Below are 25160 nucleotides of genomic sequence, written 5' to 3' on the forward strand. Positions count from 1 at the left end.
GCCTCATGCCCTATGCCCTATGCCCTATGCCCTATGCCCTATGCCCTATGCCCTATGCCCTATGCCCTATGCCCTATACCCTATGCCCTATGCCCTATGCCACATAGTACCTCATCTTTCTGAAATTTATACTTAGTATACTTAGCAGAAAAAATTGGTTTAAAGCCAGCCCCTTGTAAGGAGAACGGAAAAATTAATTTCCCTCGCAGAAAATCTCAAAAGCGCGATCGGTCAACAGTCAACAGTTGAACGCAGCAACAGATCGAAGACTAAAAAATGAGCGAAGTTCTGCCATACGTGGTAGTGTTTGTAAATCCTGATGGGTTTGACCCTCAATCTTCGTAAAAAGATTGTGGGACTTTTGCTGTCGTATCCCAGCACAGCAGGCGGATAGAAATAGAAAGAATCCAGGACTGTGCAACCGCCCAAAATTAGTCAGCCGATCCTGGCCCCAAACCCCATTCTCTCTAACCTGCAATTTTCTCTTTTGTGACTGTTCCGGAAAACTACTCGGCACTAAGTCAAATAGGATACAAGACAAACCTCTCTACAAATCCCGAAATTTAGGGAAGCGCAGAGAATTGTGTACAAAAATGTCTAGCGAACTGTATCCTGAAAAAAACAATTCTTGATGTCAGGAACCTCAGCCCTGACGGCATGAGGCTTGTAATATTCTTACGAGCTGTCCTGACGGGCCGTATACTTCCCTTGGTCTAGGTTTTTTGAGTCACGATACCCTGGAGAGTGCGAAATCCCCTGAGAGTGTCATTTGCAGTTAAACAGTTTCCAGGTAACAGAAACAGTGCTGCAAGTCTAAAAAGCTCAGAAAACATATGCCGACAAGCTAACTTTACCCCGCAAGGGAGTTTTGGAGACAACCATATCTCCACAGAGGAGCAACCATACTCCTCCTTCCCGAAAGGGAATATAAAGCCGTCCTATAAAGCTTGCCCTAAGCTTGCCGAAGGGACGGGGTTTCTAACCATTTTTTTGATGATATCGCGTGTTATTGGCGTGGCGTGGTGTGTGAGGAGCGAAGATGCCGAGTTCTGTTGATTTCAGCGGTAGACCATTTCATTTCATCGGCATTGGTGGAATTGGGATGTCAGCCATTGCCTACATTCTAGCTAAACGCAAGTTGCCCGTGTACGGCTCCGATATTAAATCGAGTCACATCACCGAGCGCTTGCAAGAAATGGGAGCTCACATTTTTTGGCGTCAAGACGCCAGCAATTTTGAAGTTTTTCAAACGGCCATCAACGGTAGCAGTCCCGATCGCGGGACGCCCGAAAATATAGTATCCTCGGTCGCTGGTGCGGTAGGGACTTCCGTCGCGACAGCCAAAGCTCTCAAATTGAACGGCAACGGTTTGGACGCCCCAGCAAATGGGGGATTGCCTCAAGTAGTATGTTCGACGGCAATTCACCCTGCAAATGCCGAATATCGAGCTGCTCTAGATTTGGGCTGTCCGATTTTTCATCGCTCGGATGTGTTGGCGGCCTTAATTCAAGATTACCAAAGTATAGCTGTAGCAGGGACTCACGGCAAAACTACTACTAGCAGCTTAATCGGCTTCATGCTGATGGCTGCGGGTCTAGACCCGACAATCGTGGTAGGAGGCGAGGTAAATGCTTGGGAAGGCAATGCCCGTGCCGGCGAAGGCCCCTACTTAGTGGCCGAGGCTGATGAATCCGACGGTTCTCTCGTCAAGCTGGTAGCAAAAATTGGCATAGTGACCAATGTGGAACTGGATCATCCAGACCATTACGAGACTCTCGACCAGGTGATAGACATATTTAAGGTGTTTGCCCAAAACTGTCAAACCTTGGTGGGCTGCATTGACGACAAAATCGTCAAAGACTGCCTCGCCCCCAATGTCACCTACAGCTTGAATCCGGAAAGCGGTGCTGACTACACGGTTTCGGGGGTGGAGTACGGTGCCGAAAGCACCAAGGCTGGTATTTGGGAGCGAGGAGCTTTCCTGGGGGAAATGGAGTTGAAGTTGCTGGGGACACACAATCTCAGCAATGCACTAGCGGCGGTAGCAGTGGGTCGATTGTTGGGGTTGGAGTTTTCGGCGATCGCCAAAGCGATTTCCGGCTTTGAAGGCGCTCGCCGCCGTTTTGAGGTGCGGGGTTTTCACAATGACATCTTGTTTGTGGACGACTACGCCCACCACCCGAGCGAAATTCTCGTCACCTTGGCGGCGGCTCGCTTGCGTATCGAAGGTAGCGAAAAAAATCAGAAATCCCGAAGAGTGGTTGCCATTTTTCAACCGCACCGTTACAGCCGAACTCTGACATTTTTGCCAGAATTTGCTCAATCTTTTGGGGATGCAGATTTGGTTGTGGCTTGCGATATTTATAGTGCTGGGGAACCGAATTTAGGAAAAATTAGCGGGCAGCAGGTTGCTGATTTGATTGCTAAAGCAGGTCCAGAGGTTGTGTTTGCGCCTTCCTTGGAGTCGGTAAGTAAGTTTTTAACCGAAAATCTGCAACCGGGGGATTTGGCTCTGTTTTTGGGTGCTGGTAATCTGAATCAGATTATTCCAGAGGTGATGGCTTTTTATCAAGAAGCATCGCGCCCAAATTAGCCCGCGCCTGCGAGTCGATCGACATCCAAGGCGGTGCAGGTTTTACCGACACTGCTCGATGAGGGCGACTCGCTCAAAATGGCTGCCCGGCCACCGATAAATGAATTTTCAACTGCGTATTCGAGCGAAGGTATTTTTAAGGATTTTCAAGATGGTGACAATCTCGAATGACTCCTCTGTTAAGGACTATCGGCGAGTGTATTCTCCTATTTCTTTGCGGGGAACTGACTGTCAGATTAACTCCCAAGTGTCGCTTGCTGGCCAGACTTCTTTTCGAGTCGGCGGCCCTGCCCAGTGGTACGTCGCTCCCCGCAGCATGGAGGCTTTGCAAGCAAGTTTTGCCTGGGCACAGGATGAAGGGGTGCCGGTGACTCTGTTGGGTGCGGGTTCTAATCTGTTGGTGAGCGATCGGGGTTTGTCCGGTTTGGTCGTTGCCACTCGCTACCTCAAGCAAGTGCATTTCAATGCAGAAGCAGGTCAAGTTACGGCCGGAGCGGGGGAGTCAATTCCGCGCCTCGCTTGGTTGGCGGCTAAACGGGGCTGGAAAGGTCTAGAATGGGCTGTCGGTATACCGGGCACCGTAGGAGGGGCTGTGGTGATGAATGCAGGCGCTCACAGGGGCTGTACTGCTGATATTCTGGTCAATGCTCGCCTGCTATCCCCCTCCGGTAAGGTGGAAATTTTGACTCCCCAAGAGTTGGAGTACCGCTACCGGACTTCGGTGTTGCAAGGGGGCGATCGCCTGGTAACAGAAGCGACTTTTCAGTTGCAGCCGGGATTCGACCGATCGCAAGTAATGGCCGTCACTAATGAAAATTTCAGCCAGCGGCGGACAACTCAACCTTACCACTTACCGAGCTGTGGCTCAGTCTTCCGTAACCCCGGGCCCAAGACGGCAGGTTGGTTCATCGAACAAGCGGGACTGAAGGGATATCAGATCGGTGGCGCACAAGTAGCTCAGCGCCATGCTAATTTTATTCTTAACTGCGGGTCAGCAACGGCCAATGATATTTTTCAAGTGATCCGCCACGTTCAACAGCAAGTCGAGCAGCGGTGGTCGCTGTTGTTGGAGCCAGAAGTTAGAATACTGGGAGAGTTCCCTTTCTAAGGCATCATTGAAGTAATACGAAAGCGGCAAACTGCCAGCCCACACACCATCACAAAGTAATTATGACAAAATCAGGACAAGGATTTGGCTTCGGCCTGGGCAAAATGAAAGAACTGACTGAAGCTTTCAAAAAAGCTCAGCAAGTTCAAGAAGGAGCTAAAAAGCTTCAAGAAGAGTTGGATGTAATGGAAATTGAGGGAACTGCCGGCGGCGGCTTGGTCAAAGTTTTTCTCAGCGGCAACCAAGAACCCCGCCGGGTCGAAATTGCACCGGATGCCCTCGGTGAAGGTGCTGATGTGGTTTCTGAACTCGTCACCGTGGCGATGCAGGATGCTTACACTAAGTCTACGGCTACGATGCGGGAGAAAATGGAAGAACTGACCGGCGGACTGAATCTCCCCGGTTTCTAAGCCCTTGGTCAGTTGGCAGTTGGCAGTTGACAGTAGTCAGTAGTCATCAGTCATTAGTCATCAGTCATTAGTGATTTATGTTGAGTAATACCATTTTTCTAGAGATGTGCTGATGAAGTCCTAGCCCCCCAAAGCATCGGGGGGTTGGGGGGTAATATCTAGGGCTACTTTATGAAATTGGTATAACGACTTGATAGCTAATGACTGGTTAATTTCTATGAAGTAGGAAACTTTGGGAAAAAGATGAAAAAAACCTTCTTCCTAATGACTAATGACTAATGACCAATAACTAATGACAATAACTAATAACTAATGACAATAACTAATAACCAATAACCAATAACCAATAACTAATAACCAATAACTAATAACTAATGACTAAATTACTATTTGTCTGCCTCGGAAACATCTGCCGATCGCCCTCAGCAGAAAATATCATGAATCATTTAATCAAAAAAGCAGGTTTGGGCGATCGTATCACCTGCGATTCCGCCGGAACAGGCGGCTATCACATTGGTAGCGCCCCTGACAGCCGCATGACATTGGCTGCGAGGAAGCAAGGAATTGAATTGTTAGGCGCAGCCCGTCAATTTCAAAGGAAAGATTTTGAAAATTTTGATTTGATTCTGGCGATGGATCGGGATAATTATCAGAATATTCTTGCTCTCGACAACGCGGGAAAATATCAAGATAAAGTGCGGTTGATGTGCGATTTTTGCCAGAAATACGACCTGAAAGAAGTGCCAGATCCTTACTACGGCGGCCCGGATGGATTCGATCGGGTAATTGATTTGCTGATGGACGCTTCGGAGGGTTTGTTGCAGTATGTTATCAGTCAGGAACAATTAACAATTAACAATTACAATTAACAATGCCCTGCGCGGGCGAATGCCCTGTTTGACCAATTCCCAATTACCAATTCCGAATTCCCAATTACCAATTACTGACTAAATGGTGTTCCATCGCAAAGCGAACGAGTTCTGTTCGGTTGCTGCTTTCAGTTTTTCTGAACAAGCTGCTGACGTGCTTTTCGATGGTGCGGGGACTGAGGTGCAGCCGATCGCCAATTTGAATATTAGAAAGACCTTCTGTCAGCAAATCTAGCACTTGTTGCTCTCGTTGCGTTAAATTCGGAGAATTTGGGCGGGGAGAATAGCCATCGCCAGTTTCTGACTTTTTAGTTGAAAAATCGGATTCAGGGTGGTTGGTGGCTCTGTGACGTGCCTCTGTTGACGTAGATTCTGATTCCGAACGAGAAGATGCCTGAGCAATGAGAGCGTAGCGATCGAGCAAAGAGCGAATCACTACCCCCAACACCTGTAGTTCAAAAGGCTTAGCCAGAAAATTGTCGCACCCCATCTGATAGCCGCGAATCCGTTCCTCAGTGCTCGTGCGTTCGGTCAAAAAAATCACCGGTAGTAAACGAAAAGCGGGACGAATCCGAACTCGCCGCACAAATTCGTAGCCATCCATTTCGGGCATTGTAATGTCGGTGACAATCAAGTGGGGCTGAAATTCCTGTACCAACCCTAAAGCTTCTTTGCCGTTCTCAGCAGGAATTACAGAGTATCCGTTAATTTCCAGATAATCGGTAATCGACAGGCGAGTCGCGAAATCGTCGTCAGCAACCAGAATCGTCAGGGGCATGGGGAGACATTAAAAATTAAACATGAAAAATTAAAAGTGAAATTACTCACTTTTAATTCTTAATTCTACTGTTTAATTTTCTTTATAACTTGCGGTTAAAGTAGCAGGTTGCGCTAATTTCCCCTCCAAAGCTACGCCGCGCCCGTTGGCTGCCAAATGTCGCAGAATTTTGTAAATTGTCTCGATTTGCTCTGGTTTTCCGGCTTGTTTGGCTATTTCTGCTACAGACAGAGGTGCATGAGCGTCTTTGAGCACTTGCAGTACCTGTTTTTGCAAATCCAATACAGCAGCGGCAGCTTTTTTGCCTGCTTCCACGCCCGGTTGGTGATAGGCGTTGACATTCACCAAGGAACCATAAAAACCTACTGCTCTTTCGTAGAGGGCGATTAATGCTCCTACTGTCCGAGGGTTGACTTGGGGAATTGTGACAGTAATTGAATCTCGGTGATTTTCGTGCAAAGCTTGTCGAGTTCCCTGCAACAAACCAGACAAATAATCTCCGGAAGTAACACCTGTTTCTACTTCTGGGGAAATGCCTTGCCTGTCTTGCAATACTTCGATAAATGTGAGGAAGAAGTTCGGCACGCCTTCGCGCAGTTGCTGGACGTAGGCGTGTTGGTCGGTGCTGCCTTTGTTGCCGTAAACTGCGATTCCTTGATGAACTGTGTTGCCTTCTAAATCTTTTTCTTTGCCGATCGATTCCATGACTAATTGCTGCAAATAGCGGCTGAATAATAGCAGGGAATCTTTGTATGGCAAAACTACCATATCTTTTTCGCCGCGTCCGTTGCAGGCAAAATACCAACTCATCGCTAAAAGGGCGGCGGGATTATTTTTAATTTCGGGAATTCTGGTAGCTTCGTCCATGACTTTAGCGCCGTCTAGCATGGCCCGAATGTCGATGTTTTGCAAAGCTGCGGGCAAAAGTCCTACTGTTGAGAGTTCTGAGGTGCGTCCTCCCACCCAGTCTGACATGGGGAAGGTGGCAATCCAGCCTTGGGATTTTGCTAATTTGTCTAGTTTGCTGTCTGTGCCGGTGATGGCAATTGCTTGTTTGGCGAAGTCTAGTTTTTCGGCGGCGAAGGCTTTTTGAACTTCGATGGTGCCGTTGCGGGGTTCGGGGGTGCCGCCGGATTTGGATATGGTAATTACTAGGGTGCTACTGAGTTTGTCTTTGATTTTGTTGAGGATGCGATCGATCCCTGCAGGATCTGTGTTGTCGATAAAATGAATTGCTAGGGGCGGGATGTCTGGGGATAGGGCTTCGGCGACAAATTGGGGGCCGAGGGCGGAACCGCCGATGCCGATCGAGATTATGTCGGTAAATTGCGGAGCAAAGGGCGGTTTGATTTCGCGGTTTTGAACTTTCTTGACAAATTCTTCGACTTGTGCAATTTCTTCAATTATTTGTTGTTTTAATTCTGGAGTGGGAGCCAAATCGGGGTTTCGGAGCCAGTAGTGACCCACCATGCGGTGTTCGTCGGGATTGGCGATCGCACCTGATTCCAAAGCTGCCATGTCTTGGAAAGCTTTGTCAAATTTGGGTTTGAGTGCTGTTACGAAAGCGTCGTCAAATCCCATGCGGCTGATATCGAGATAAAGTCCCAATCCAGAGTGATAGTAAAGCCAGTCTTGGTAGCGTTGCCAGAGTGCTTTGGCGTCCATAGAATTCTCTAAAATTTTTATAATGTTCGATCGTCGTCGGGAATCAACCAATTGTAGTTTAAAACGATGTTATGTATAGTTTTTGCAGAATCCCAATAAAATTTAAGCATTTGTCCTAGGAAGGCAAAAGGCTGGGTTCGGCAGAATTCAACAATAAAAATATGACTTGGACGGCATTTTTGGTAGGTCGATCGCCCATTGATGGCTAAACCCCATAGATAGATATAAAGTCAAGCGATAGCCGCAAATAGATTTAAGTGTTGTCTGGGTTAGGCTTTGGGTTCTGGTTTGACAATACTCGAATTCGAGCGATCGCCCGCAGTAAAATAGATATTGCAGTCTGGTTAAGTATTCTTTTCGCTGTCCTAATGTCCGCCTCCATACCCGCGATTGCAAAACTGTGTGGCTGCTGAGAAAACTAATCTCAAGCAAGAGCGATTGCTTCACTTGGTTTTGTAATGACAGTAGCAAAAGTGATTTGCTGCCAATGATATCATGTCATGTCTGGTCGATTACCATTACAAAAACTGTTAGCGCGCCTACAAGAGTACGCAACTTAAGAGCGGACTTAAGTCCGCACTACGAACCTTCCTTGGTTATTTGGGATAATCTAGTGAAAATGATATCGCTCAATCTTCGGCTCAAGATTTGGCTAATAACTGAAAAAATATCTCAGTTGTAGTAGAATATACAGATATTAGAATTAAAGTGCGATCGACTATGCTTACTTTATCTCCAGAATTAAAAGAAAGATTAGCAACTCCGCTCAAAATAGGCGATTTGGAAGTAAAAAGCCGCGTCCTGCAATCGCCCTTATCAGGTGTTACTGATTTAGTATTTCGCCGTTTGGTGCGTCGCTACGCCCCGGATTCGATGATGTACACCGAAATGGTCAACGCTACGGGTTTGCACTACGTGAAGCAATTGCCAAAAATTATGGAAATTGATCCAAACGAACGCCCGATTAGCATTCAATTATTTGACTGTCGGCCGAATTTCTTGGCAGAAGCGGCGCAGAAAGCCGTAGCAGAAGGAGCGGATACTGTTGATATTAACATGGGCTGTCCGGTGAACAAAATTACTAAAAACGGTGGCGGTTCTTCGCTGCTGCGAGATCCGGAAACGGCCGAGGCAATTGTGCGGGCGGTGGTGGAAGCTGTAGATGTTCCTGTGACTGTTAAAACTCGCATCGGTTGGACTGACCAAGAAATTAATATTTTGGAATTTGCTCGGAGGATGGAAGATGCGGGAGCAAAAATGATTACTGTGCACGGTCGCACTCGATCGCAAGGTTACACCGGCCCGGCAAAATGGGAATGGATTCGCCGCGTTAAGGAAGTTTTATCGATTCCTGTAATTGGTAACGGGGATATTTTTTCAGTGGAAGCTGCGGTGCGCTGTCTTCAAGAAACTGGCGCTGACGGAGTGATGTGTTCGCGGGGGACTTTGGGCTATCCTTTTTTGGTGGGAGAAGTCGATCATTTCTTGAAAACTGGTGTGGAAAAGATACCTCCGACACCAATTGAACGACTCGAATGTGCTAAGGAACACCTGCGGGCTTTGTGGGAATATAAAGGTCAAAGCGGTGTGTCTCAAGCGCGCAAGCACTTAACCTGGTATGCTAAAGGTTTCCCAGGCGCTGGGGAATTGCGGGGCGTGTTGGCGGTGGTAGAAACGGTGGAGCAAGGTTGCGATTGGATCGATCGCGCGATCGAACAATTACCCGCATAAACCAGATCCACAGTCAATTTTAGATTTTAGATTTTAGATTTTAGATTTACTCCACAGATGGATCTGAGATCTGGAACAAAAGTCTAAAATTTCGATCTATCCACGTACAAGCGTCGTGGATAGATCTCCGTTTTTGGGCGGAGTAAAACAGCGGTAACAGAAACAAAACCCGACGCAAGCGGGCTTAGATTTAAGACACAGCTAGAAATTTGTGTATGGGGAAAGTATGGATTCATTAAAAGGGCGAGATTTATTAAGTCTGGCAGATTTAAGTATTGACGAATTAAATTATGTGCTGGATCTAGCAGCCAGTTTAAAATCGGGAATGGTCAAGCTGAAACGCACTAAAGTTCTCGGCTTGTTATTTTCTAAAGCTTCAACCCGAACGCGGGTGAGTTTTACGGTGGCAATGTACAAGTTGGGAGGGCAAGTTGTTGACCTCAATCCGAACGTTACGCAAGTCAGCCGCGGCGAACCTTTAGTCGATACAGCCAGAGTTTTAGACCGATATTTAGACATTTTGGCGATTCGGACTTTCGAGCAAAAGGATTTAGTAACTTTTGCAAATTATGCCAAAATTCCTGTAATTAATGCGCTGACAGATGATGAACACCCCTGTCAAGTGTTGGCGGATTTAATGACAGTTAAAGAGTGTTTTGGCCGGCTGGAAGGAGTGACATTAACTTATTTGGGCGACGGCAACAACATGGCTAATTCCCTGATGTTGGGCTGTGCTATGACGGGAATGAATGTCAGAATTGCTTGTCCTGAAGATTTTCGTCCTAATCCTGAAATTGTGGCAAAGGCTAAGGCAATTGCTAATGGAAAAACAGAAGTTACAGTGACTTCTGATGCGGAAGCGGCGGCTAAGGATGCTCAAGTAATTTATACTGATGTTTGGGCGAGTATGGGACAGGAAGAAGAAGCTAAGATCAGGATTCCCTTGTTTGAGCCTTATCAAGTAAATGAGCGATTGTTGGAGTTTGCCGATCGCAATGCAATTGTACTGCACTGTTTGCCGGCACACCGGGATGAAGAGATTACGGATGCGGTGATTGAAGGTTCGCGATCGCGCGTTTGGGAGCAAGCAGAAAATCGGATGCACGCTCAGCAAGCTTTGCTGGCGGGGATTCTGGAAAGCGATTAAGTTTGTAGTAAGGACTTCAATCCTTAAATATCTCCCCAGTAAATATGTCGCCAGTTCGGCAGTCTGCCAGGGGTTTAAACCCCTGGTTCAAAGCTACAGATTAAATACTTGTCTCCCTCTTCCCTCTCTGCGCCCTCTGCGCCCTCTGCGGTTAATAAAAAAAAATCAGTAAGCTTTTTAATTGAGTATAATTGGCGGCAACATTTGCTGAATTGCGATATTAAAAGCAGGAAATTGCAGCGGTGAAATACTCGCGCTTTCCCCCAGAATTATTTCGCTTTGATACCCGTCTTCAGTCGGTTCTCGAAAAACATGAAGTTGTCGCTCATTTACATTTAATATCCAATAATCCGCAATTCCCGATCGCGCGTAGATTTTGGCCTTAATTTCGCGATCGTAAGCCAAGCTGCTGTCTGCCACTTCGATAATTAGATATACTTCAGAGGGAGTCGGATGGTGAGTGGCGTAGTCCAAGGGATCGATTCTGACTACGGCGATATCAGGTTCTGGTTCGGAATTGTCATCGAGGGCGATCGGATCTTGCACTCGTACCCATGCCAGATTATTAAACAAGTCTTGAAACAATCTATCCGTGCGCCCTAAAGCCGAAGTATGGGCAGTTCCTTTTGCACTCATTTTGAGAATATTTCCTGAAATTAATTCGACTCGTTCCTCTGGGTGAAAAAAACCGATTTTTCCGAGTTTATGATATTCTTTAACCGTCCATTTGCGGAGCGTGAAAGGGGCTTCTGTGATTAACATAGCTTCACCGACAATAGCGCACTTCAATCCAGGATAATTTAATTGTAACACTTCTGAGTAAATCCTACTTTACTCACCGACCTAAGAATTGCCCCGTAACTGATTACCCTTGCCTCTCTCCGATCTCCCTCTGCGCCCTCTGCGCCCTCTGTGGTTAATAAAAAAAAATGTAGGTTGAGTCCAAGAATGAAGCTGCGTTTCACTCTGCCCAACCTACATATCTGCAATCAATCAAAAAATTAGTAAGGTACGCGCTGGGAACCCCACAAACTACAAACTGGCGAAATTAACTTTTGTAACTTCACCGGCGACAACATCAACTGTTTGTTGAACCTGACTTCCGTCAACTTTCAACTGATAAGAACCGGGCGAAAGCTCGATCGCCCCAAACCATCCTTTACCATCGGCACGCAGTTGCCGCACCTTGCTACTAGCATCGATCGCCTGCAAAGTCAAACTCGCACCGTCGCAAGTTCGTTCGCACTGCTGCAAATTTCCGGCGATCGCCCCAGCAGTAGGCCGCGACTTCCAAGGCATATCGGGAACCGCTGCCGGCATGGCCCACACCGGCTGAGTTTCAACGGTTCTGCCCGTAGCGCCGTCAACGTATTGACTCGGCTGCGAGAGGGCAGTGTAAAATAGATCGTTGCTTTTCGGCAGGTATTTCCAAGGCTGGCGGGGTAAATCTCTGCTGTTGCCGCCCGATCGCAGTTCGACGTTGGTGTACACGTTGCTGCTAGCGTAGGAATACAGGACAGTACCCGCAAGGTGATTCCCAAGGGCTGAGGGAGCTTCGGCGCGGCGGACTTGCGAGAGAGTGTCTTCGATGTAATTGAGATAATTGCCGGGGCCGATGGCAATTTGGCGGTTGTACTGGTGGTTTTTGGCGTACTCGATCCAATTGTCGTAAGCGACTTTTTGCGATCGCTTGTATTCGCGCTGGTAAGTCATCGGCATCGCCATGTCGAGAATACCTTCTTCCAGCCAAGCGCGCCAATCTTGCAAAACTTCTTTGTAAGGTTGCGTTTGCATCCAGTCGCGATCGCTTTTCGGGCCGTCTCCCCAGGCGATTGTCGCCGCAGTAATTTTCACGCGCGGTTTAATCGCCAGGGCTTCTACGTATAGCTTCCGCACTAAATTTGTCACTTGTTCGCGCCGCCACTGCATCCAGGCGGGATCTGTAGGTGCGGGTTTGCCCGATCGACCGTTTTGCTGGTTGAAACGGGCGATCGAAGTAGGATTGTAGCCCCAATTCGGGCCGCCGTAGCGGATGTAATCCAACTGCACGCCGTCTACATCGTAGCGCTTCAGCAAGTCCAAATAGACGGAAACTGTATAATCTAAAGCGTCTGGATGGCCGGGATCGAGGAAACCTTTAACTTCACCACTCGAAGTCAGCATCGCCCAGTTATCCCTACCAGAAGCACTAGGCCCGTGTTGTTGCCAAACATGACCGGCGGGAAGTTTGCCGCCAGAAACCACCGGCAGCGTCACCATCCAAGCGTAGATTTCAATGCCTGCGGCGTGGGCTTTGTCAATCAAATCTTGGAGGGGATCGAAACCGGGGGGAACGTTGGGATCGGTGGTGCGGGGTTCGATCGCGCTGGTGTAAAAAGCATCGCCCCGGCGGCGGACTTGGGCGACGATCGCGTTAGCATTGGCCCGCTGTGCGTCTGCAATCAACTTGGTGACTTCTTGAGGCGTTTTGAAGCCGGGGTTGAAGGCGTCCACCCAGAAGGCGCGAAATTCGGCGGTTTGGGTTTGCGGGGGAAGTGTGGCGTTAGCCCGGTTTTGGAAGTTTGAGAACCAGCCGGGAATCAGCAGAAAACTAATTGTTAAGCCGATCGCGAACCAGCTTGACAAAAAGAATGTTTTGTGTTTACGCATCAGAATTGTGTGAGAGAGCGTTGAACTGTCTTTTACGGACTTTTGGTCTGAGAGTCCGGTTGACATTTTCGCACATCGGTGCAAGTTTAGACGAAAATAAGCTCAATTGGCGATCGAAAACATCACCTAATTTTCTGGATACTTTCTTGATGTGTGAAGGACTCGGAGAATTTCTACGCTTTCTTCTTTTACTCGATAGACGATCAGATCAGATGTATTGGAAATGACAAGTTCTCTAGTAGATTCTACGCGACCAACTGCCCGTAAAAGGAAACTCTGCGAGTTGACCTGCAGCACTCTGAATCCTTAAAATTAATTGCCTTGCTGCCTCTGGATTGTCTTTGACAATATATGCGTGAGCCTGTTCTAGATTTCGCAAAGCTGGTCGCAGTCACTTAATTTTCATTGGTCAATTTGGCAAAAACTGCTTGAACTTCATCATCGCTGGCAAAGTCTCCAGCTTCGGCCTCGGCAACGCCTTTGTTAATCTCATCCAGCAGCGATTGATAATTTTCTAGGTAAGAAGCGATCGCTTCGTTCAAAACATAAGTTAAATCGCGATCCATAACAGTAGCGATCGCCCTCAGCGCCTCTTTTTTTTCGCTATCAATTGGAAAGGTCACCTTTTCTTGGTTCATGGCTGCCTCTTGCTGTTATGGGAAGAGATTAGAATGCTACTATGATAGCGTATAGATACCAATTTGGGACGAAAATAAACTGAACTGGCGATCCTCTTCGTTGGCGCAGCCCCCGCAGGGGCGGGCTTCGCTAACGCACTTTTCTCAACAAATGATAGCACCACAATTTCCAACCCTAGCCATTCCGGGCGACAGCAACACAACAGCCAACAATTTACTCGATCGAGTAGACCTCCTGCGGTTAGAAGTAACCAAAAAACTGCAGCAAAACCAGAGAGGAGAAAAAGGACAATTTTTAACACCTTCCTCAGTCGCAAGTTTGATGGCGGGAATGTTTGAATTTAACTGTCCCGATATATCGCTTTTAGATGCTGGTGCAGGAATTGGTTCCCTGATAGCAGCCGTTGTTTGCGAGCTTTGCCAGCGCCCAAACAAACCGCAAACCATGCAGGTAACAGCTTATGAAATTGATATTATTTTGATTGACTACCTCAAACAAACCTTAGAATTGTGCAGAATTGAATGTCAGAACTTTGGCATAATTTTTACCAGTAAAATTTGCAGAGTAGACTTTATTCAAGAAACTGCTGAAATGTTGAATTCCAATCTATTTACAAACTCAAAAAAACTGGAATTCACCCATGCAATCATCAATCCTCCCTATGCTAAAATCCCAGCTAAATCCCAAGTGCGTACCTGGCTGCGTTCTATAGGAGTAGAAACCGGCAATCTCTACACTGGTTTTATGATTGCCGCCGCTAGCTTGCTCAAACCAAACGGTGAATTAGTGTCAATTACTCCCCGCAGTTGTTGCAACGGTTTATACTTTCGAGATTTTCGTAAAGTCTTCCTACAAATGATGGCTTTACGCCAAATACATATCTTTGAATCGCGACAGAAAATATTTCGCGATGATGCTGTTTTGCAAGAAACAATTATTGTGCGCGCTACAAAACAAATAGAAAAGCCAGATACTGTAACGATTACCTCAAGTAACAGTGCTGATGCCGATCTAATTTTGTGTCATAATATACGATATACTGATGTAGTTAACCCCAAAGATTCCGAGCAATTTATTCGGATTTTGCCCGATGCCCTCAGCCAGCAATTAGTTGAGCAAATGGCTCAATTTACTTGCACGCTACAAGAATTAGGTTTGACAGTTTCCACCGGAAAAGTTGTAGATTTTCGCGTTGGTTCTGACTTGCGGCTAGAACTAGAAAAAGATGCAGTTCCACTGATTTATCCAGCCCATTTATCGGCTGGGTTTGTTGAATATCCCACCGCCACCAAAAAGCACCAAGCTTTAGCAATTACCGAAAAAACTGCTGCACTCCTCGTACCCAACGAACATTATGTTTTGACCAAGCGCTTTTCGTCAAAGGAAGAACAAAAGCGAATTGTTGCAGTTGTTTGGGATTCCGACAAAATTAATAATTCTAGCGTTGGTTTTGAAAACCATTTAAATTACTTTCACCAACAAGGACGCGGATTAGACCTCACTCTAGCGCGGGGATTGACTGTTTATCTAAATTCGAGTTTGGTAGATGGGTTTTTCCGACTGTTCAACGGACACACTCAAGTTAATGCTACGGATTTACGCAATTTGAAGTATCCTAATCTAGAGCAATTACTTTTACTTGGCGCTCAAATAAGAGAAATATTTCCTACACAGCGGGAACTCGATCGACTTGTCGAGACACAACTGCTGAAGGCGACCAATCCGTTAGAAAATAGCCCAATGACAATCAAGAACCGTATTGATGAATCTCTAGAAATACTTGCAGCGCTGGGTTTTCCCAAAGGTCAGCTTAACGAACGTTCCGCCTTAACCCTTCTGGCTTTGCTTGACCTCAAGCCAAAGGATGCTTGGGAATTGGCAAAATCTCCACTTCGGGGAATCACACCAATTATGGAATTTATGGAGGAGGAGTACAGTAAAAAATATGCACCAAATACGCGGGAAACTGTGCGCCGCCAGACTGTGCATCAGTTTCTAGATGCAGGTTTAATTGTTGTTAATCCTGACAGTCCCGAACGTCCGGTGAATAGTCCAAAAACTGCATATCAGATAGAAGAAAGTGCTTTGGAACTGCTGCGAACCTATGGCACTTATGACTGGAACAAGAATGTTCGGGCTTACCTCGTTTCTTTTAACGGATAAAAATTTTTGCAGGCTTATTCAAAAAATGAAAATAGTTTTGAGCCAGAATGATGCTAAAATGCACTATTTATATGGCTGCCGCTGGCATCGGAATGGCATATACTGTGATGCCAGGGGTTGAATTGACCGGAATTGTCGATCGCACTCAGTAAATCAAATAAGTAACTAGGTAAAATATCTCTGCAATGGAAAAAAAGCATAACGCTGGATTGTGGGTATCAGTATTATACTTCGCTCAAGGTCTCCCTTACACCGTCGTTAATTTAATGTCGGTGATTTTTTTGAAAGGTATGGGAACCAGCAACGAATTGATCGGATTGACAAGTCTGTTGTCTTTTCCTTGGGTTTTAAAAGGTTTGTGGGGCCCAGTAGTTGATTTGTATTCCACCAAACGCAAGTGGATTTTAACCACCGAAATCATTTGTGCTTTTCTGTTTGCTTTCCTGGCTTTTGGTGTATTAACGCCTGCACCAATTATTATATCACTTGTGATCTTTACGGCGATCGCCTTTGTGTCAGCTACTCACGACATCGCCATTGACGGATTTTATTTAAACACTCTAAATAAAGACCAACAAGCACTATTTGTCGGGGTTCGCAACACGGCTTATAGAGGTGCTGTCATTGCCGGTAGCGGTTTATTGGTGTTCTTAGCCGGGAAACTGGCCGAAAACCATTTAGTGACCGGAAATACAGGCGACACCAAAATATATCAAAACATTCCGCTGTCACTTTTCGGTTCGGATTTTAGCGTGTCGGCGCTTAACTACGGATGGGCGACAGCCTTTGGCATTTGTGCGATTATGTTTGTGCTGATATATCTCTTTCAGCGGTGGTATCTTCCCTATCCTCGCAATTACGCTCTGGAATCCGACACTCCTCAACAAAGAACCAGCTTTATTGAAGCATTTAAAACTTATTTTCAGCAAGATAAAATAGGTTGGATTGTGGCTTACGTCTTGATTTTTCGCTTGGGCGATGCCTTGACGTTTAAAATGGCTCCTCCATTTTTGATGGATAAAGTTGAGAAAGGAGGATTAGCAGTTTCTACGTCGGATATGGGCTTATTATCCGGTACTTTAGGGGTAATGTTTCTGTTAATAGGAGGGTTGCTGGGCGGCTATTTAATTGCCAAACAAGGATTGAAAAAATGGATGTGGCCGACGGCTATTCTGCAAAATTCGACTAACGTGCTTTATTGGCTATTGGCTATCAATCAACCGGGGATTGAATGGGCTTATGCCGTAAATTCGATCGAGCAATTTACTTACGGACTTGGCGTAGCTGCCTATACAGTGTTCTTGATGCGGACTGTCCGCCCTGAATACGAAGCATCCCACTATGCAATTACAACGGCTTTTATGGCCGCTGGAGTGCTGATTCCGGGCGTTTTTAGCGGCTACTTGCAGGCGAGTCTCGGCTATCAAAATTATTTTTTGATGAGCGCGCTGGCTGTGATTCCCGGTATGCTGACGATTTTCTTTCTGCCCCTAGAAGATGAGAAAAAACTAGCATCCATGCCCAGACCTGGACTGGACGATTTCGATTAATATCAAGTGCGATCGCTATAACTATAATATTCGGGCGGGTCGGGTTTACCAATGTCTGCACTACTTTTGGAGATTTCGGTGAACCCCTCCCTAGAGGAATATTGATGTTTGTAATCATGGAATGAATATAAATCAATACGCTTGGGTTAGCGCTTTCCGACGAATTTCATTTCACGCATTTATGAGAGTTCCCGACTTGTGAAAGGAAATCAGATTATTCTTATCCCAAGCGTATTGGAGTATAAATTATGTGCGCTTGCGTTCATAAAATAAGGACACAACAATGTTGTGTCCCTACCGAATATCTGTATGGCCAGCCGCGAACTAAATCGCAATAAAATCGCTAGCTGTTAGCGGACTCCTTGAAATGCCAGGAATACTGGCAAGAACTTCGCCGTTACTGGCAATTTCGATCGTTGTTGAAACATCGCCTTGAGTAACTTTCAGTTGGTTGAAAGTCAAACCTTTGGTCAAACCGATTAAATCTTGACCCTGTTGAAAGTCTATAATTGTATCTGTACCTGCGCCGGCTCCTAACACTAATACGTCGCGTCCAAGGCCACTAATTAAGATATCGGCACCAATTCCACCAACAAGTGTATCGTCCCCATCTCCCCCATCCAAATTATCATCTCCTTTGCCGCCAAATAGCTGATCGTTGCCGGTGCCACCGCTGATAATATCATTGTTGCGACTGCCGATGAGAGTGTCATTTCCCCCGTTACCAATAATAATATCGTCGCCGCCAAAACCTGTGGCTGTATTGTTGGCATCGTCGCCTAATAAATAATTAGGTTGAGATTGGTTGAGAGCATTTTGGATGGCCAGAATGTTTCCGAAAAAGGATGCTCCCGGAGCGTTTCTCGATTGCTCGAAGGTGCTGCGCGATTGCAGGGCAGCTCCCAATTCTGGCAGCACAAAGTCTACGCCAGCTAGCAGTTCTAAATAATCTGAATCTGTAAAAGTAAACTCTGGGCTGCTCAATTGGTTGGCAGAAATTTCTGTTTGAGTAAAACCGAGAGGAGGAGTTGTTAATAAACCTGTTTGCGTGTGCTTTTCTAGAACTAATAGCGGGTTAATAATCGGGTTGGTAAATGTTTGTAAAAACACTTTTCCTGGCAGAAAAGCTTCTCCTCCCAAACTCACAAAGTCGCCGCTAACAATGTAGTGAGTTACATTTTTGCTGGTACCGGCTTTCTGTGTAAAAGTATTGACTGTGCTTTGATCGACTCCGGGAGAATTGAATGTCACCACATCTCCGATCGCAGATGTGAATTCGCTGGCGGCTAGCTGGGTTAAGGCACCGCCCAAGCTGTGTCCGAGAACGTCTGGTGGCAAGCGGCCGGGATTTTTGGCTGTATTTTGACCGATTTCTGTCAGCCAATTTCCTAGGGCTTGTTTGTTGGCTTCAAATTGGTTGAAACCGATGCCTCGCGGGTCTGTGTTGGCAACTTCGTCGAGCGGTTGGTCAACGCCCCGAAATAGGAGAACTGGCGGTTTGTCTGGGGTGGTGGATATTAAGCCGATCGCGTGAAACCCTGTTGTCGGATCGTCAAAGGTGCGATCGATTTGGTAGCCGGCAGCGCTCAAACCAGTTTGAACTACAGTTTGAAACTGGGGGTTGTCATCTATGTAAGCAACTTGTTTCGCTAAAGTTTCGTAAACGGCGGGGGAAGAAGGCATATTTTTTATTTCCTGTGTTTGAATTGGGCATTAGTGTTGAACCTGGTTAATTCATTTTACTGTAAACTTGATTAATTAACAATATTAATTTATCCAATTTTGAAGTTATAAAATTGTAAAATAACAACAAAAAAGCGAACAAAATTTAGCAAAAAATATGACGTATTTTTTGCTAAATTTTGTTCGCTTTTACGATATAGCGGTTCTCAAGCGTGGTGAGGTATGCCCCATCCCTCCGCTTCGCGCTCGCCCAAGGCCCCATGCCCCATGCCCCATCTTTTTAAGAAAGGCTATACCAAAACTACAAATTTTTCTCGCACTAAAGCTGCACAAAATCAGACTGTGTAATGTCGCTGGCCGACACGCCTGTGAGAGTAGCAAGAATTTCGCCAGTAATCGGGATAGAAATTAAAGCTCCGTCACCACCTTGGCTGACTCTAATGAGAGGGAAAGTTAGCCCCCGCGACAGTGCAATTAAATCTTCACCCTTTTTAAAATCGACAATTACATCGGCTCCGCCGCCGGATTCCAATACAAAGCGATCGCGCCCCGCACCGCCGATCAAAATATCGCTGCCAAACTCGCCGGACATCAAATCGTTTCCGTCGCCACCCTCCAAATAATCGTTATCTCTGCCGCCGTACAAGAAGTCGTCACCCTCATCACCGATGATACTGTCATTACCTCTATTACCTCTAAGAGTATCGTTACCTCTGCTGCCGATCATGGTATCCTCGCCCTTGCCACCGGTAGCAGTATTGTTGCGAATGTCGCCTAATAAATAATTCGATTGCAGAGGAGCTAAACCGTATTGTATTTCTCTGATTAACTGCACAAAAGAAAATTCTGGTGCTGTTCTCAAACTCTCTACACCCGCTCTCTTTCTCATTGCTATTGACACAGTGGGCAGGGCAAAATTTAGGGCTGCGATAAATTCGTTAAAATCGGAGTCGTTGTCGTTATAAGCAAAGTCGGGTTTGTTTAAGTCTTCGACGGAAATTTGCCTCTGGAAAAAATCTGCGGGCGGAGCGCTTAATAAATTTTCTGTTCGATGTTTTGCCAAAACAGTTAAGGGATTAATGCTCGGATCGGTAAAATTTTGGATAAATACTTTTCCCGGTATAAATGCTTCGCCAAACAAGCTGACAATATCTCCGCTGACAATGTAGTGATTGACATTTTTGTTGCCAACTCTGCTGAGATTTTTCCGAAAAGCGTTGAAGGTAGTGGTTGAGACTCCGGGAGAGTTGAAAGTAAATATGTCGCCGGTGATAGATGTGTATTCGGTGGCTGTGATTTGAGCGATCGCTCCGCCCCAACTGTGACCGACGATATCGGGCAATAATTTGCTGGGGTTTTTAGCAGTATCTTGACCGATTTCTGTGAGCCAGCTTTTGATGTTATCTTTGTTTTTTTCAAATTCTGGTAAGCCGATGTCGCGGGAGTCGGAAAACATAGCATCGCCGTCGATGAAATCTGTACCTCTAAATACGAGGACTGGCGGATTTCGGGAGTCGGAGGAACCGAAGCCGATCGCATAAAATCCAGTTTCTCGGTCGTCGAATATGCGATCGATATAGTAGCCGTTAGTATCCAGGAAACGCGCCACGTCATTCTGCGCGTTGGGCTTTTCATTCAAAAAAACAATTGACTTAGCTAGAGCTTCATAAACTGCTGGCGAGGCACTCATAATCTTATATTTTGTGTTTGTTGGTACTGGCGATCGCTCTTTTTGAGAGCTAATTGTCTAATGGCAGCATTATAGCTGACAAGATTTGTATGGTACAATTGATAAAATCAACTCAAGAATTAAGTTTTTGCGGTTATGGCTATCATTCGTCAATACATTGCTCCCTTTATAGCGATATTAATATTTTTCGTAGCTCTGGTATCAGTCAGCGCTCGCATCTTTTTGCCGGCTGACATGGCTGCCCCGGCACCGATTGAGGAAGAGATCCCCCAAAAACAAGCGGCAGTAGTGAATCCAATTTTATTGGGGCTAAATGATGTCGCTCTCGGTGTCCGAGTCCGTTGATGTCTGCTCAACTAATACCGGGCTACGCGCTGCGATCGGGATCGGGACTCGATCGGGCAAAACTGGTAAAGTTCCTGCACCTGACTTACGAAGAGCTTTACCCCGATCGGGAATTGGGACATTTGTCTCAAACTGTCGAACAGTATTTTTCTAACCAGACGCCGCTTTGGTGGATAGAGTGCCTGAAAAACACCCCCCAAGAGCAAGAAAATTTGCCCGTGCTGCCCTCGCAGTATCTCAATCCCAAATCTCCAGCGCTAAATCCCCAATCGGTTGTCGGATGTTTGTGGCTGGGAAATGCGATCGACCAAACCACTGGATTGCGCCACGGTCACATTTTTTTGCTATACATCGCGCCGGAACACCGCCGTCAGGGACTCGGTGCAGCTTTAGTGATTCATGCTGAAAATTGGGCACGTTCCAGGGGCGATCGGCAAATTGGTTTACAAGTTTTTTTGAGCAATCAGCCTGCTATGAATCTCTATCAAAAGTTAGGCTATCAAAGCCATTCTGTCTGGATGAACAAATCACTTTGACGGCTGACTCAGTTGCACCCGTAGCATCCTCAGTGCGGTAAAGTTTTTTTATGAACAATAACGACTACCCCAACACCCTTGATACTGAGACGGAACTGGAAAGCCCTTTGGATCGATTTGACGTATCCGAACCCCCGCTGCCAGATCCAGAGGAAATGCTGCCTTTGCTGGAATCCCCGGAACCTCAGCACCGGATGATTGCGGCGCGGGCTTTTTGCGAATTGCAGGACGATCGCGCGATTTCGCATTTAATTAATTTGTTGAGAGACGGTTGCCCCTTGGTGCGGGTAAGTGCGTCCTATGCTTTGGGGCGAAATCCGAGTCCCGATGCTGTGGAACCGCTAATCGAGCAGCTTAACTGCGACTGGAACGGTTACGTTCGCAAAGGGGTAGTTTGGGCCCTGGGAAATTGCAGCGATCCCCGCGCTTTGCCATCTTTAATTGATGCTTTGAGAACTGATATTTCGGCAGTACGTTTGTGGGCGGCGAGTTCGCTGGGTCAAATGGCAAAAGTTGGTTACTATGTGGTGATTGCAGCGATTCCACCGCTTATTGAATCGCTGCGGGGAGATGCTGTGTCTGCTGTGCGGAGCAACTCTGCTTGGGCGATCGGACAACTGGCGCGGGAATTGCCGAATAATGTAGTGTACGCTGGGGCGATCGACGCTTTAATTGAATCTTTAGAAGAAGATGCAGATATGGGCGTGCGAGAAGATGCAAAATCTTCCCTGTTGCGAGTCGGCGACCCGCGCGGATTGCAGATAATTGAAGATTTAGAAATGGAAGGAATTTTGTGATCTAATTATCGCAATAAAATACCGATTACTAATTCCCCCTTACCCGTTACCAATTATGACATTCATCAATCCTAAAACAGATTTTGGCTTCAAAAAGATTTTTGCTTCGCCTCAGAGCAAAGAAGTTTTGATTAGCTTCCTGAATGCGATGCTCTACAACGCACAGCCGACAATTCAAGATTTAGAAATCATCGACCCCTACGCCGCACCAAGCATAACTGGTTTAAAAGACACTTACCTGGATGTCAAAGCCAAAATTACAGGCAACAAAACTGTCATTATCAAAATGCAGGTAATTAATGTAGAAGCTTTTACTAAGCGTGTCATATACAATGCAGCCAAAACCTACGCGACTCAGCTCAAACCGAGAGAAGGCTACTCAAAATTAAATCCTGTGATTGCTTTAACAATTACAGATTTTGTGCTGTTTGAAAATACCGAAAAATTTCTCACCCATTTTGTTTTTAAAGAAGTTGAAGAAAACATCGAATATTACAGAGAAATAGAATTATTTTTTGTAGAACTGCCGAAATTTAATAAAGAACTGGAGCAAGTCGAAAACCTGATTCAAAGCTGGGTTTATTTTATCAAAAACGCTACTAAACTTGATGAAATTCCCGAAAAATTTGCATCAATACCCGAAATTAATACAGCTTTTTCCATCGCCAGTAAAACTAATTTAAGCGTTGATGAATTAGCCGAATTAGAAAAGCGAGAAATGTTTTTTGAAGACCAGCGCGGTGCTATTACTAAAAGCCGCAAAGAAGGCATAATTGAAGGACAGATAGCATTAATTCTGCGTCAAATAGCGCGGCGCACAGGTGAGGTTTCGCCGGAAATTCAAACTCGCATCCAGCAGCTATCTCTCGAACAATTGGATGATTTAGGTGAAAATTTGTTGGATTTTAGCAGTCAAGAGGATTTGATTGCTTGGCTTGAATCGGTTTCGGGATGAATCTCTACACTCATTTAGTTCGATCGAGAGGACTTGAATCTTCTTTTTGTCTTTGAGTCCATCAGGACTAAAGTCCTTACTGCAAACCGATTTTATTGTTTGTATAGCAGCGGTTGAAAGCGCGATCGTCCGATCTAATCTCACAAGTCAGGTTCCCGATCGCCACTCCCCGCCTTTACCTGAGAGAAACCGGGTTTTTTACCAAATCTGCGGGTATAAACCTATATTTTCCCAAAAAACCCGGTTTCTGACTGTATCGCAAATCCCAAATCCCCAATCTACAATCCCAAATCGTCCGATTTGCCGATCGCGATTCCAGCCAACCACGCCGTAGTCCACGCACTTTGGAAGTTGAAACCACCCGTCACGCCGTCGATATCCAAGATTTCGCCAGCAAAGAAAAGTCCCCGACAGCGGCGGCTTTCCATTGTTTTGAAATCGACTTCTTTTAAGTTAACACCGCCGCAGGTGACGAATTCTTCCTTAAATGCGCCTTTTCCCGCAATCTGATATTCGCCTTGAATGAGTTCTAGCAGGAGGCGATCGAGGATTTTGTTGGATAAGTCGGCCCAGCGTTTTTGTTCGTCAATGCCGATCGAACTTGTCAAACGTTCCCAGAGGCGGCGCGGTATTGGAAACGGACAGCTAGAGGCGATCGATCTGTGCGACAACTGCGATTTAACCGCTAGCAGTTGCTGCCGCAAAACCTCCGCATTGTACTGGGGAAGCCAATTAACCAGCACAGATGTTTTATAATGGCGATCGTGCAAAAATCTCGCACCCCAAGCCGAAAGTTTGAGTACAGCAGGCCCGCTTAAACCCCAGTGAGTAATTAGCAAAGGCCCGCTTTGTTCTAATTTAGCTCCCGGCAATTTCACCTTAGCATTAGGAACCGAAATTCCGGCTAAATCTTTGATTCTGCTGTCAGAAATATTAAAAGTAAATAGAGAAGGAACGGGCAGTTCTACAGTATTACCTAACTCTTTTGCCCACTTAAAACCCGACGGATTGCTACCTGTAGCGAGCAGAATGCGATCGCACTGCAATTTTTCCCCGGATTTCAACTCAATTTCAAATCTAGTTTCATCCGTAGGGGCAGTGCCCCCTTGTTCGCCCTCTGCGTTATTGCCAGTTAATTTATGTACTGAAACGACTGCATCGCCCGTGCGAATTTTCACACCTGCATCCTCAGCAGCTCGGATCAAACAGTTAACAATTGTCCCCGAATCATCTGTAATCGGAAACATTCGCCCATCTTCTTCTGTTTTCAATTTCACACCGTGACTGGCAAACCAATCAACAGTATCGCGGGGTTGAAATCGAGTAAAAGCACCGCGCAGAGCTTTCCCTCCTCTGGGGTAATTCTGCACTAAAACACCGGGGTCAAAACAAGCATGAGTGACGTTGCAGCGCCCGCCACCGGAGATGCGAACTTTTGCTAGGACTTGTCGGCCAGCTTCTAGTAAAGTGACGCGGGCCTGGGGGTAGGTTTTCGCGCAGGTAATTGCACTAAAAAAACCCGCTGCACCGCCACCTATGACTGTAATTTTGAGGATTCGATCGGACAAATTTTTTCTCGCTTATTCTTCTGGTTCAAAATCGGATTTTGCCGCCCCGCAAGTGGGACAAACCCAATCTTCGGGGATATCTTCAAAGGCAGTACCGGCAGCTATGCCTCCGTCGGGGTCGCCTACTTCTGGATCGTAGACGTAATTGCAAGCTGTACAAACGTATTTTTGCATTTGCTTAACTCAATTTTAAATTGTAAGCCTGTAGATTGTAGTTGATAACGCAACCTAATGCAATATAGCAATCCTAAATTAGTCGTAAATTTTTTACCCCACCCCAACCC

At 46.1% G+C, this 25160-nt stretch carries 21 protein-coding genes and 1 pseudogene; 12 read left to right on the forward strand and 10 right to left on the reverse strand.

Annotated elements, in window-relative coordinates; genetic code table 11:
- The first annotated feature begins 1039 nt into the window (after window positions 1–1039).
- The 4 genes from murC to IQ263_RS21265 all read left to right on the forward strand — a co-directional run bounded on the left by murC (window position 1040) and on the right by IQ263_RS21265 (window position 4980).
- Complete coding sequence (gene murC, locus IQ263_RS21250; RefSeq protein ID WP_194070032.1) at window positions 1040–2593, forward strand: UDP-N-acetylmuramate--L-alanine ligase; 1554 nt, start codon at window positions 1040–1042, stop codon at window positions 2591–2593.
- Between the two features lie 151 nt (window positions 2594–2744).
- Window positions 2745–3701 (forward strand): UDP-N-acetylmuramate dehydrogenase, encoded by a 957-nt coding sequence (murB, locus tag IQ263_RS21255; RefSeq protein ID WP_194070034.1) that lies wholly within the window; start codon window positions 2745–2747, stop codon window positions 3699–3701.
- A gap of 62 nt (window positions 3702–3763) precedes the next feature.
- A complete protein-coding gene (locus IQ263_RS21260) occupies window positions 3764–4111 on the forward strand; it encodes a YbaB/EbfC family nucleoid-associated protein (RefSeq protein WP_194009747.1) in 348 nt (115 codons plus the stop codon).
- A gap of 374 nt (window positions 4112–4485) precedes the next feature.
- Window positions 4486–4980, forward strand: coding sequence for a low molecular weight protein-tyrosine-phosphatase (locus tag IQ263_RS21265; protein WP_194070036.1), 495 nt, complete (start codon window positions 4486–4488; stop codon window positions 4978–4980).
- Window positions 4981–5044: 64 nt separating this feature from the next.
- On the opposite strand, the gene IQ263_RS21270 is transcribed toward IQ263_RS21265, so the two are convergent.
- Together IQ263_RS21270 and IQ263_RS21275 are read right to left on the reverse strand one after the other, a co-directional pair.
- Window positions 5045–5758, reverse strand: a complete 714-nt coding sequence (locus IQ263_RS21270) for a response regulator transcription factor (protein ID WP_194070038.1) — start codon at window positions 5756–5758, stop codon at window positions 5045–5047.
- A gap of 72 nt (window positions 5759–5830) precedes the next feature.
- Window positions 5831–7423, reverse strand: a complete 1593-nt coding sequence (locus IQ263_RS21275; RefSeq protein ID WP_194070040.1) for a glucose-6-phosphate isomerase — start codon at window positions 7421–7423, stop codon at window positions 5831–5833.
- A 720-nt stretch (window positions 7424–8143) separates the two neighbouring features.
- On the opposite strand from IQ263_RS21275, the gene dusB reads away from it, so the two are divergent.
- Together dusB and argF are read left to right on the forward strand one after the other, a co-directional pair.
- The gene (gene dusB / locus IQ263_RS21280; RefSeq protein WP_194070042.1) at window positions 8144–9154 is read left to right on the forward strand and encodes a tRNA dihydrouridine synthase DusB; all 1011 of its coding nucleotides are present in this window, start codon (window positions 8144–8146) and stop codon (window positions 9152–9154) included.
- 226 nt (window positions 9155–9380) lie between these two features.
- Entirely contained in the window at window positions 9381–10301 is a 921-nt protein-coding gene (gene argF / locus IQ263_RS21285; RefSeq protein ID WP_194070044.1) for an ornithine carbamoyltransferase, read from the forward strand.
- A gap of 177 nt (window positions 10302–10478) precedes the next feature.
- Here argF and IQ263_RS21290 read toward each other — a convergent pair whose 3' ends face one another.
- The 4 genes and pseudogenes from IQ263_RS21290 to IQ263_RS21305 all read right to left on the reverse strand — a co-directional run bounded on the left by IQ263_RS21290 (window position 10479) and on the right by IQ263_RS21305 (window position 13588).
- On the reverse strand, window positions 10479–11063 hold the full coding sequence (locus tag IQ263_RS21290) for a Uma2 family endonuclease (protein ID WP_194070046.1): 585 nt from the start codon (window positions 11061–11063) through the stop codon (window positions 10479–10481).
- A gap of 270 nt (window positions 11064–11333) precedes the next feature.
- Window positions 11334–12950, reverse strand: a complete 1617-nt coding sequence (locus IQ263_RS21295) for a family 10 glycosylhydrolase (RefSeq protein WP_194070048.1) — start codon at window positions 12948–12950, stop codon at window positions 11334–11336.
- A gap of 126 nt (window positions 12951–13076) precedes the next feature.
- A pseudogene (locus IQ263_RS29980) lies at window positions 13077–13329 on the reverse strand (type II toxin-antitoxin system RelE/ParE family toxin).
- A 16-nt stretch (window positions 13330–13345) separates the two neighbouring features.
- Window positions 13346–13588, reverse strand: a complete 243-nt coding sequence (locus tag IQ263_RS21305; RefSeq protein ID WP_194070050.1) for a CopG family ribbon-helix-helix protein — start codon at window positions 13586–13588, stop codon at window positions 13346–13348.
- A 151-nt stretch (window positions 13589–13739) separates the two neighbouring features.
- Here IQ263_RS21305 and IQ263_RS21310 point away from each other — a divergent pair, with 151 nt between their 5' ends.
- Entirely contained in the window at window positions 13740–15752 is a 2013-nt protein-coding gene (locus tag IQ263_RS21310; RefSeq protein WP_194070052.1) for an Eco57I restriction-modification methylase domain-containing protein, read from the forward strand.
- Between the two features lie 185 nt (window positions 15753–15937).
- Window positions 15938–17302 (forward strand): MFS transporter, encoded by a 1365-nt coding sequence (locus IQ263_RS21315; RefSeq protein ID WP_194070054.1) that lies wholly within the window; start codon window positions 15938–15940, stop codon window positions 17300–17302.
- Between the two features lie 324 nt (window positions 17303–17626).
- On the opposite strand, the gene IQ263_RS29650 is transcribed toward IQ263_RS21315, so the two are convergent.
- Together IQ263_RS29650 and IQ263_RS21325 are read right to left on the reverse strand one after the other, a co-directional pair.
- A complete protein-coding gene (locus tag IQ263_RS29650) occupies window positions 17627–18985 on the reverse strand; it encodes a Tle-like phospholipase domain-containing protein (RefSeq protein WP_194070056.1) in 1359 nt (452 codons plus the stop codon).
- A gap of 319 nt (window positions 18986–19304) precedes the next feature.
- Entirely contained in the window at window positions 19305–20675 is a 1371-nt protein-coding gene (locus IQ263_RS21325; RefSeq protein ID WP_194070058.1) for a Tle-like phospholipase domain-containing protein, read from the reverse strand.
- 135 nt (window positions 20676–20810) lie between these two features.
- On the opposite strand from IQ263_RS21325, the gene IQ263_RS21330 reads away from it, so the two are divergent.
- From IQ263_RS21330 to IQ263_RS21345, 4 genes are read left to right on the forward strand one after another with little or no spacing between them, the layout of a single operon-like run.
- A complete protein-coding gene (locus IQ263_RS21330; RefSeq protein WP_194070060.1) occupies window positions 20811–21020 on the forward strand; it encodes a hypothetical protein in 210 nt (69 codons plus the stop codon).
- Window positions 21020–21556: a GNAT family N-acetyltransferase gene (locus IQ263_RS21335; protein ID WP_194070061.1), complete on the forward strand. Its 537-nt coding sequence runs from the start codon at window positions 21020–21022 to the stop codon at window positions 21554–21556. The genes IQ263_RS21330 and IQ263_RS21335 overlap by 1 nt, the downstream gene beginning before the upstream one ends.
- 50 nt (window positions 21557–21606) lie before the next feature.
- Window positions 21607–22353, forward strand: a complete 747-nt coding sequence (locus tag IQ263_RS21340; RefSeq protein WP_194070063.1) for a HEAT repeat domain-containing protein — start codon at window positions 21607–21609, stop codon at window positions 22351–22353.
- Between the two features lie 55 nt (window positions 22354–22408).
- Entirely contained in the window at window positions 22409–23308 is a 900-nt protein-coding gene (locus IQ263_RS21345; RefSeq protein WP_194070065.1) for an Rpn family recombination-promoting nuclease/putative transposase, read from the forward strand.
- A gap of 278 nt (window positions 23309–23586) precedes the next feature.
- Here IQ263_RS21345 and IQ263_RS21350 read toward each other — a convergent pair whose 3' ends face one another.
- Both IQ263_RS21350 and rd read right to left on the reverse strand, forming a co-directional pair.
- A complete protein-coding gene (locus IQ263_RS21350) occupies window positions 23587–24864 on the reverse strand; it encodes a BaiN/RdsA family NAD(P)/FAD-dependent oxidoreductase (protein WP_370589121.1) in 1278 nt (425 codons plus the stop codon).
- Between the two features lie 24 nt (window positions 24865–24888).
- On the reverse strand, window positions 24889–25050 hold the full coding sequence (gene rd / locus IQ263_RS21355) for a rubredoxin (RefSeq protein WP_194009764.1): 162 nt from the start codon (window positions 25048–25050) through the stop codon (window positions 24889–24891).
- Between the last annotated feature and the right edge of the window lie 110 nt (window positions 25051–25160).

The organism is Tychonema sp. LEGE 06208 (assembly GCF_015207505.1).
GTDB lineage: Bacteria > Cyanobacteriota > Cyanobacteriia > Cyanobacteriales > Microcoleaceae > Microcoleus.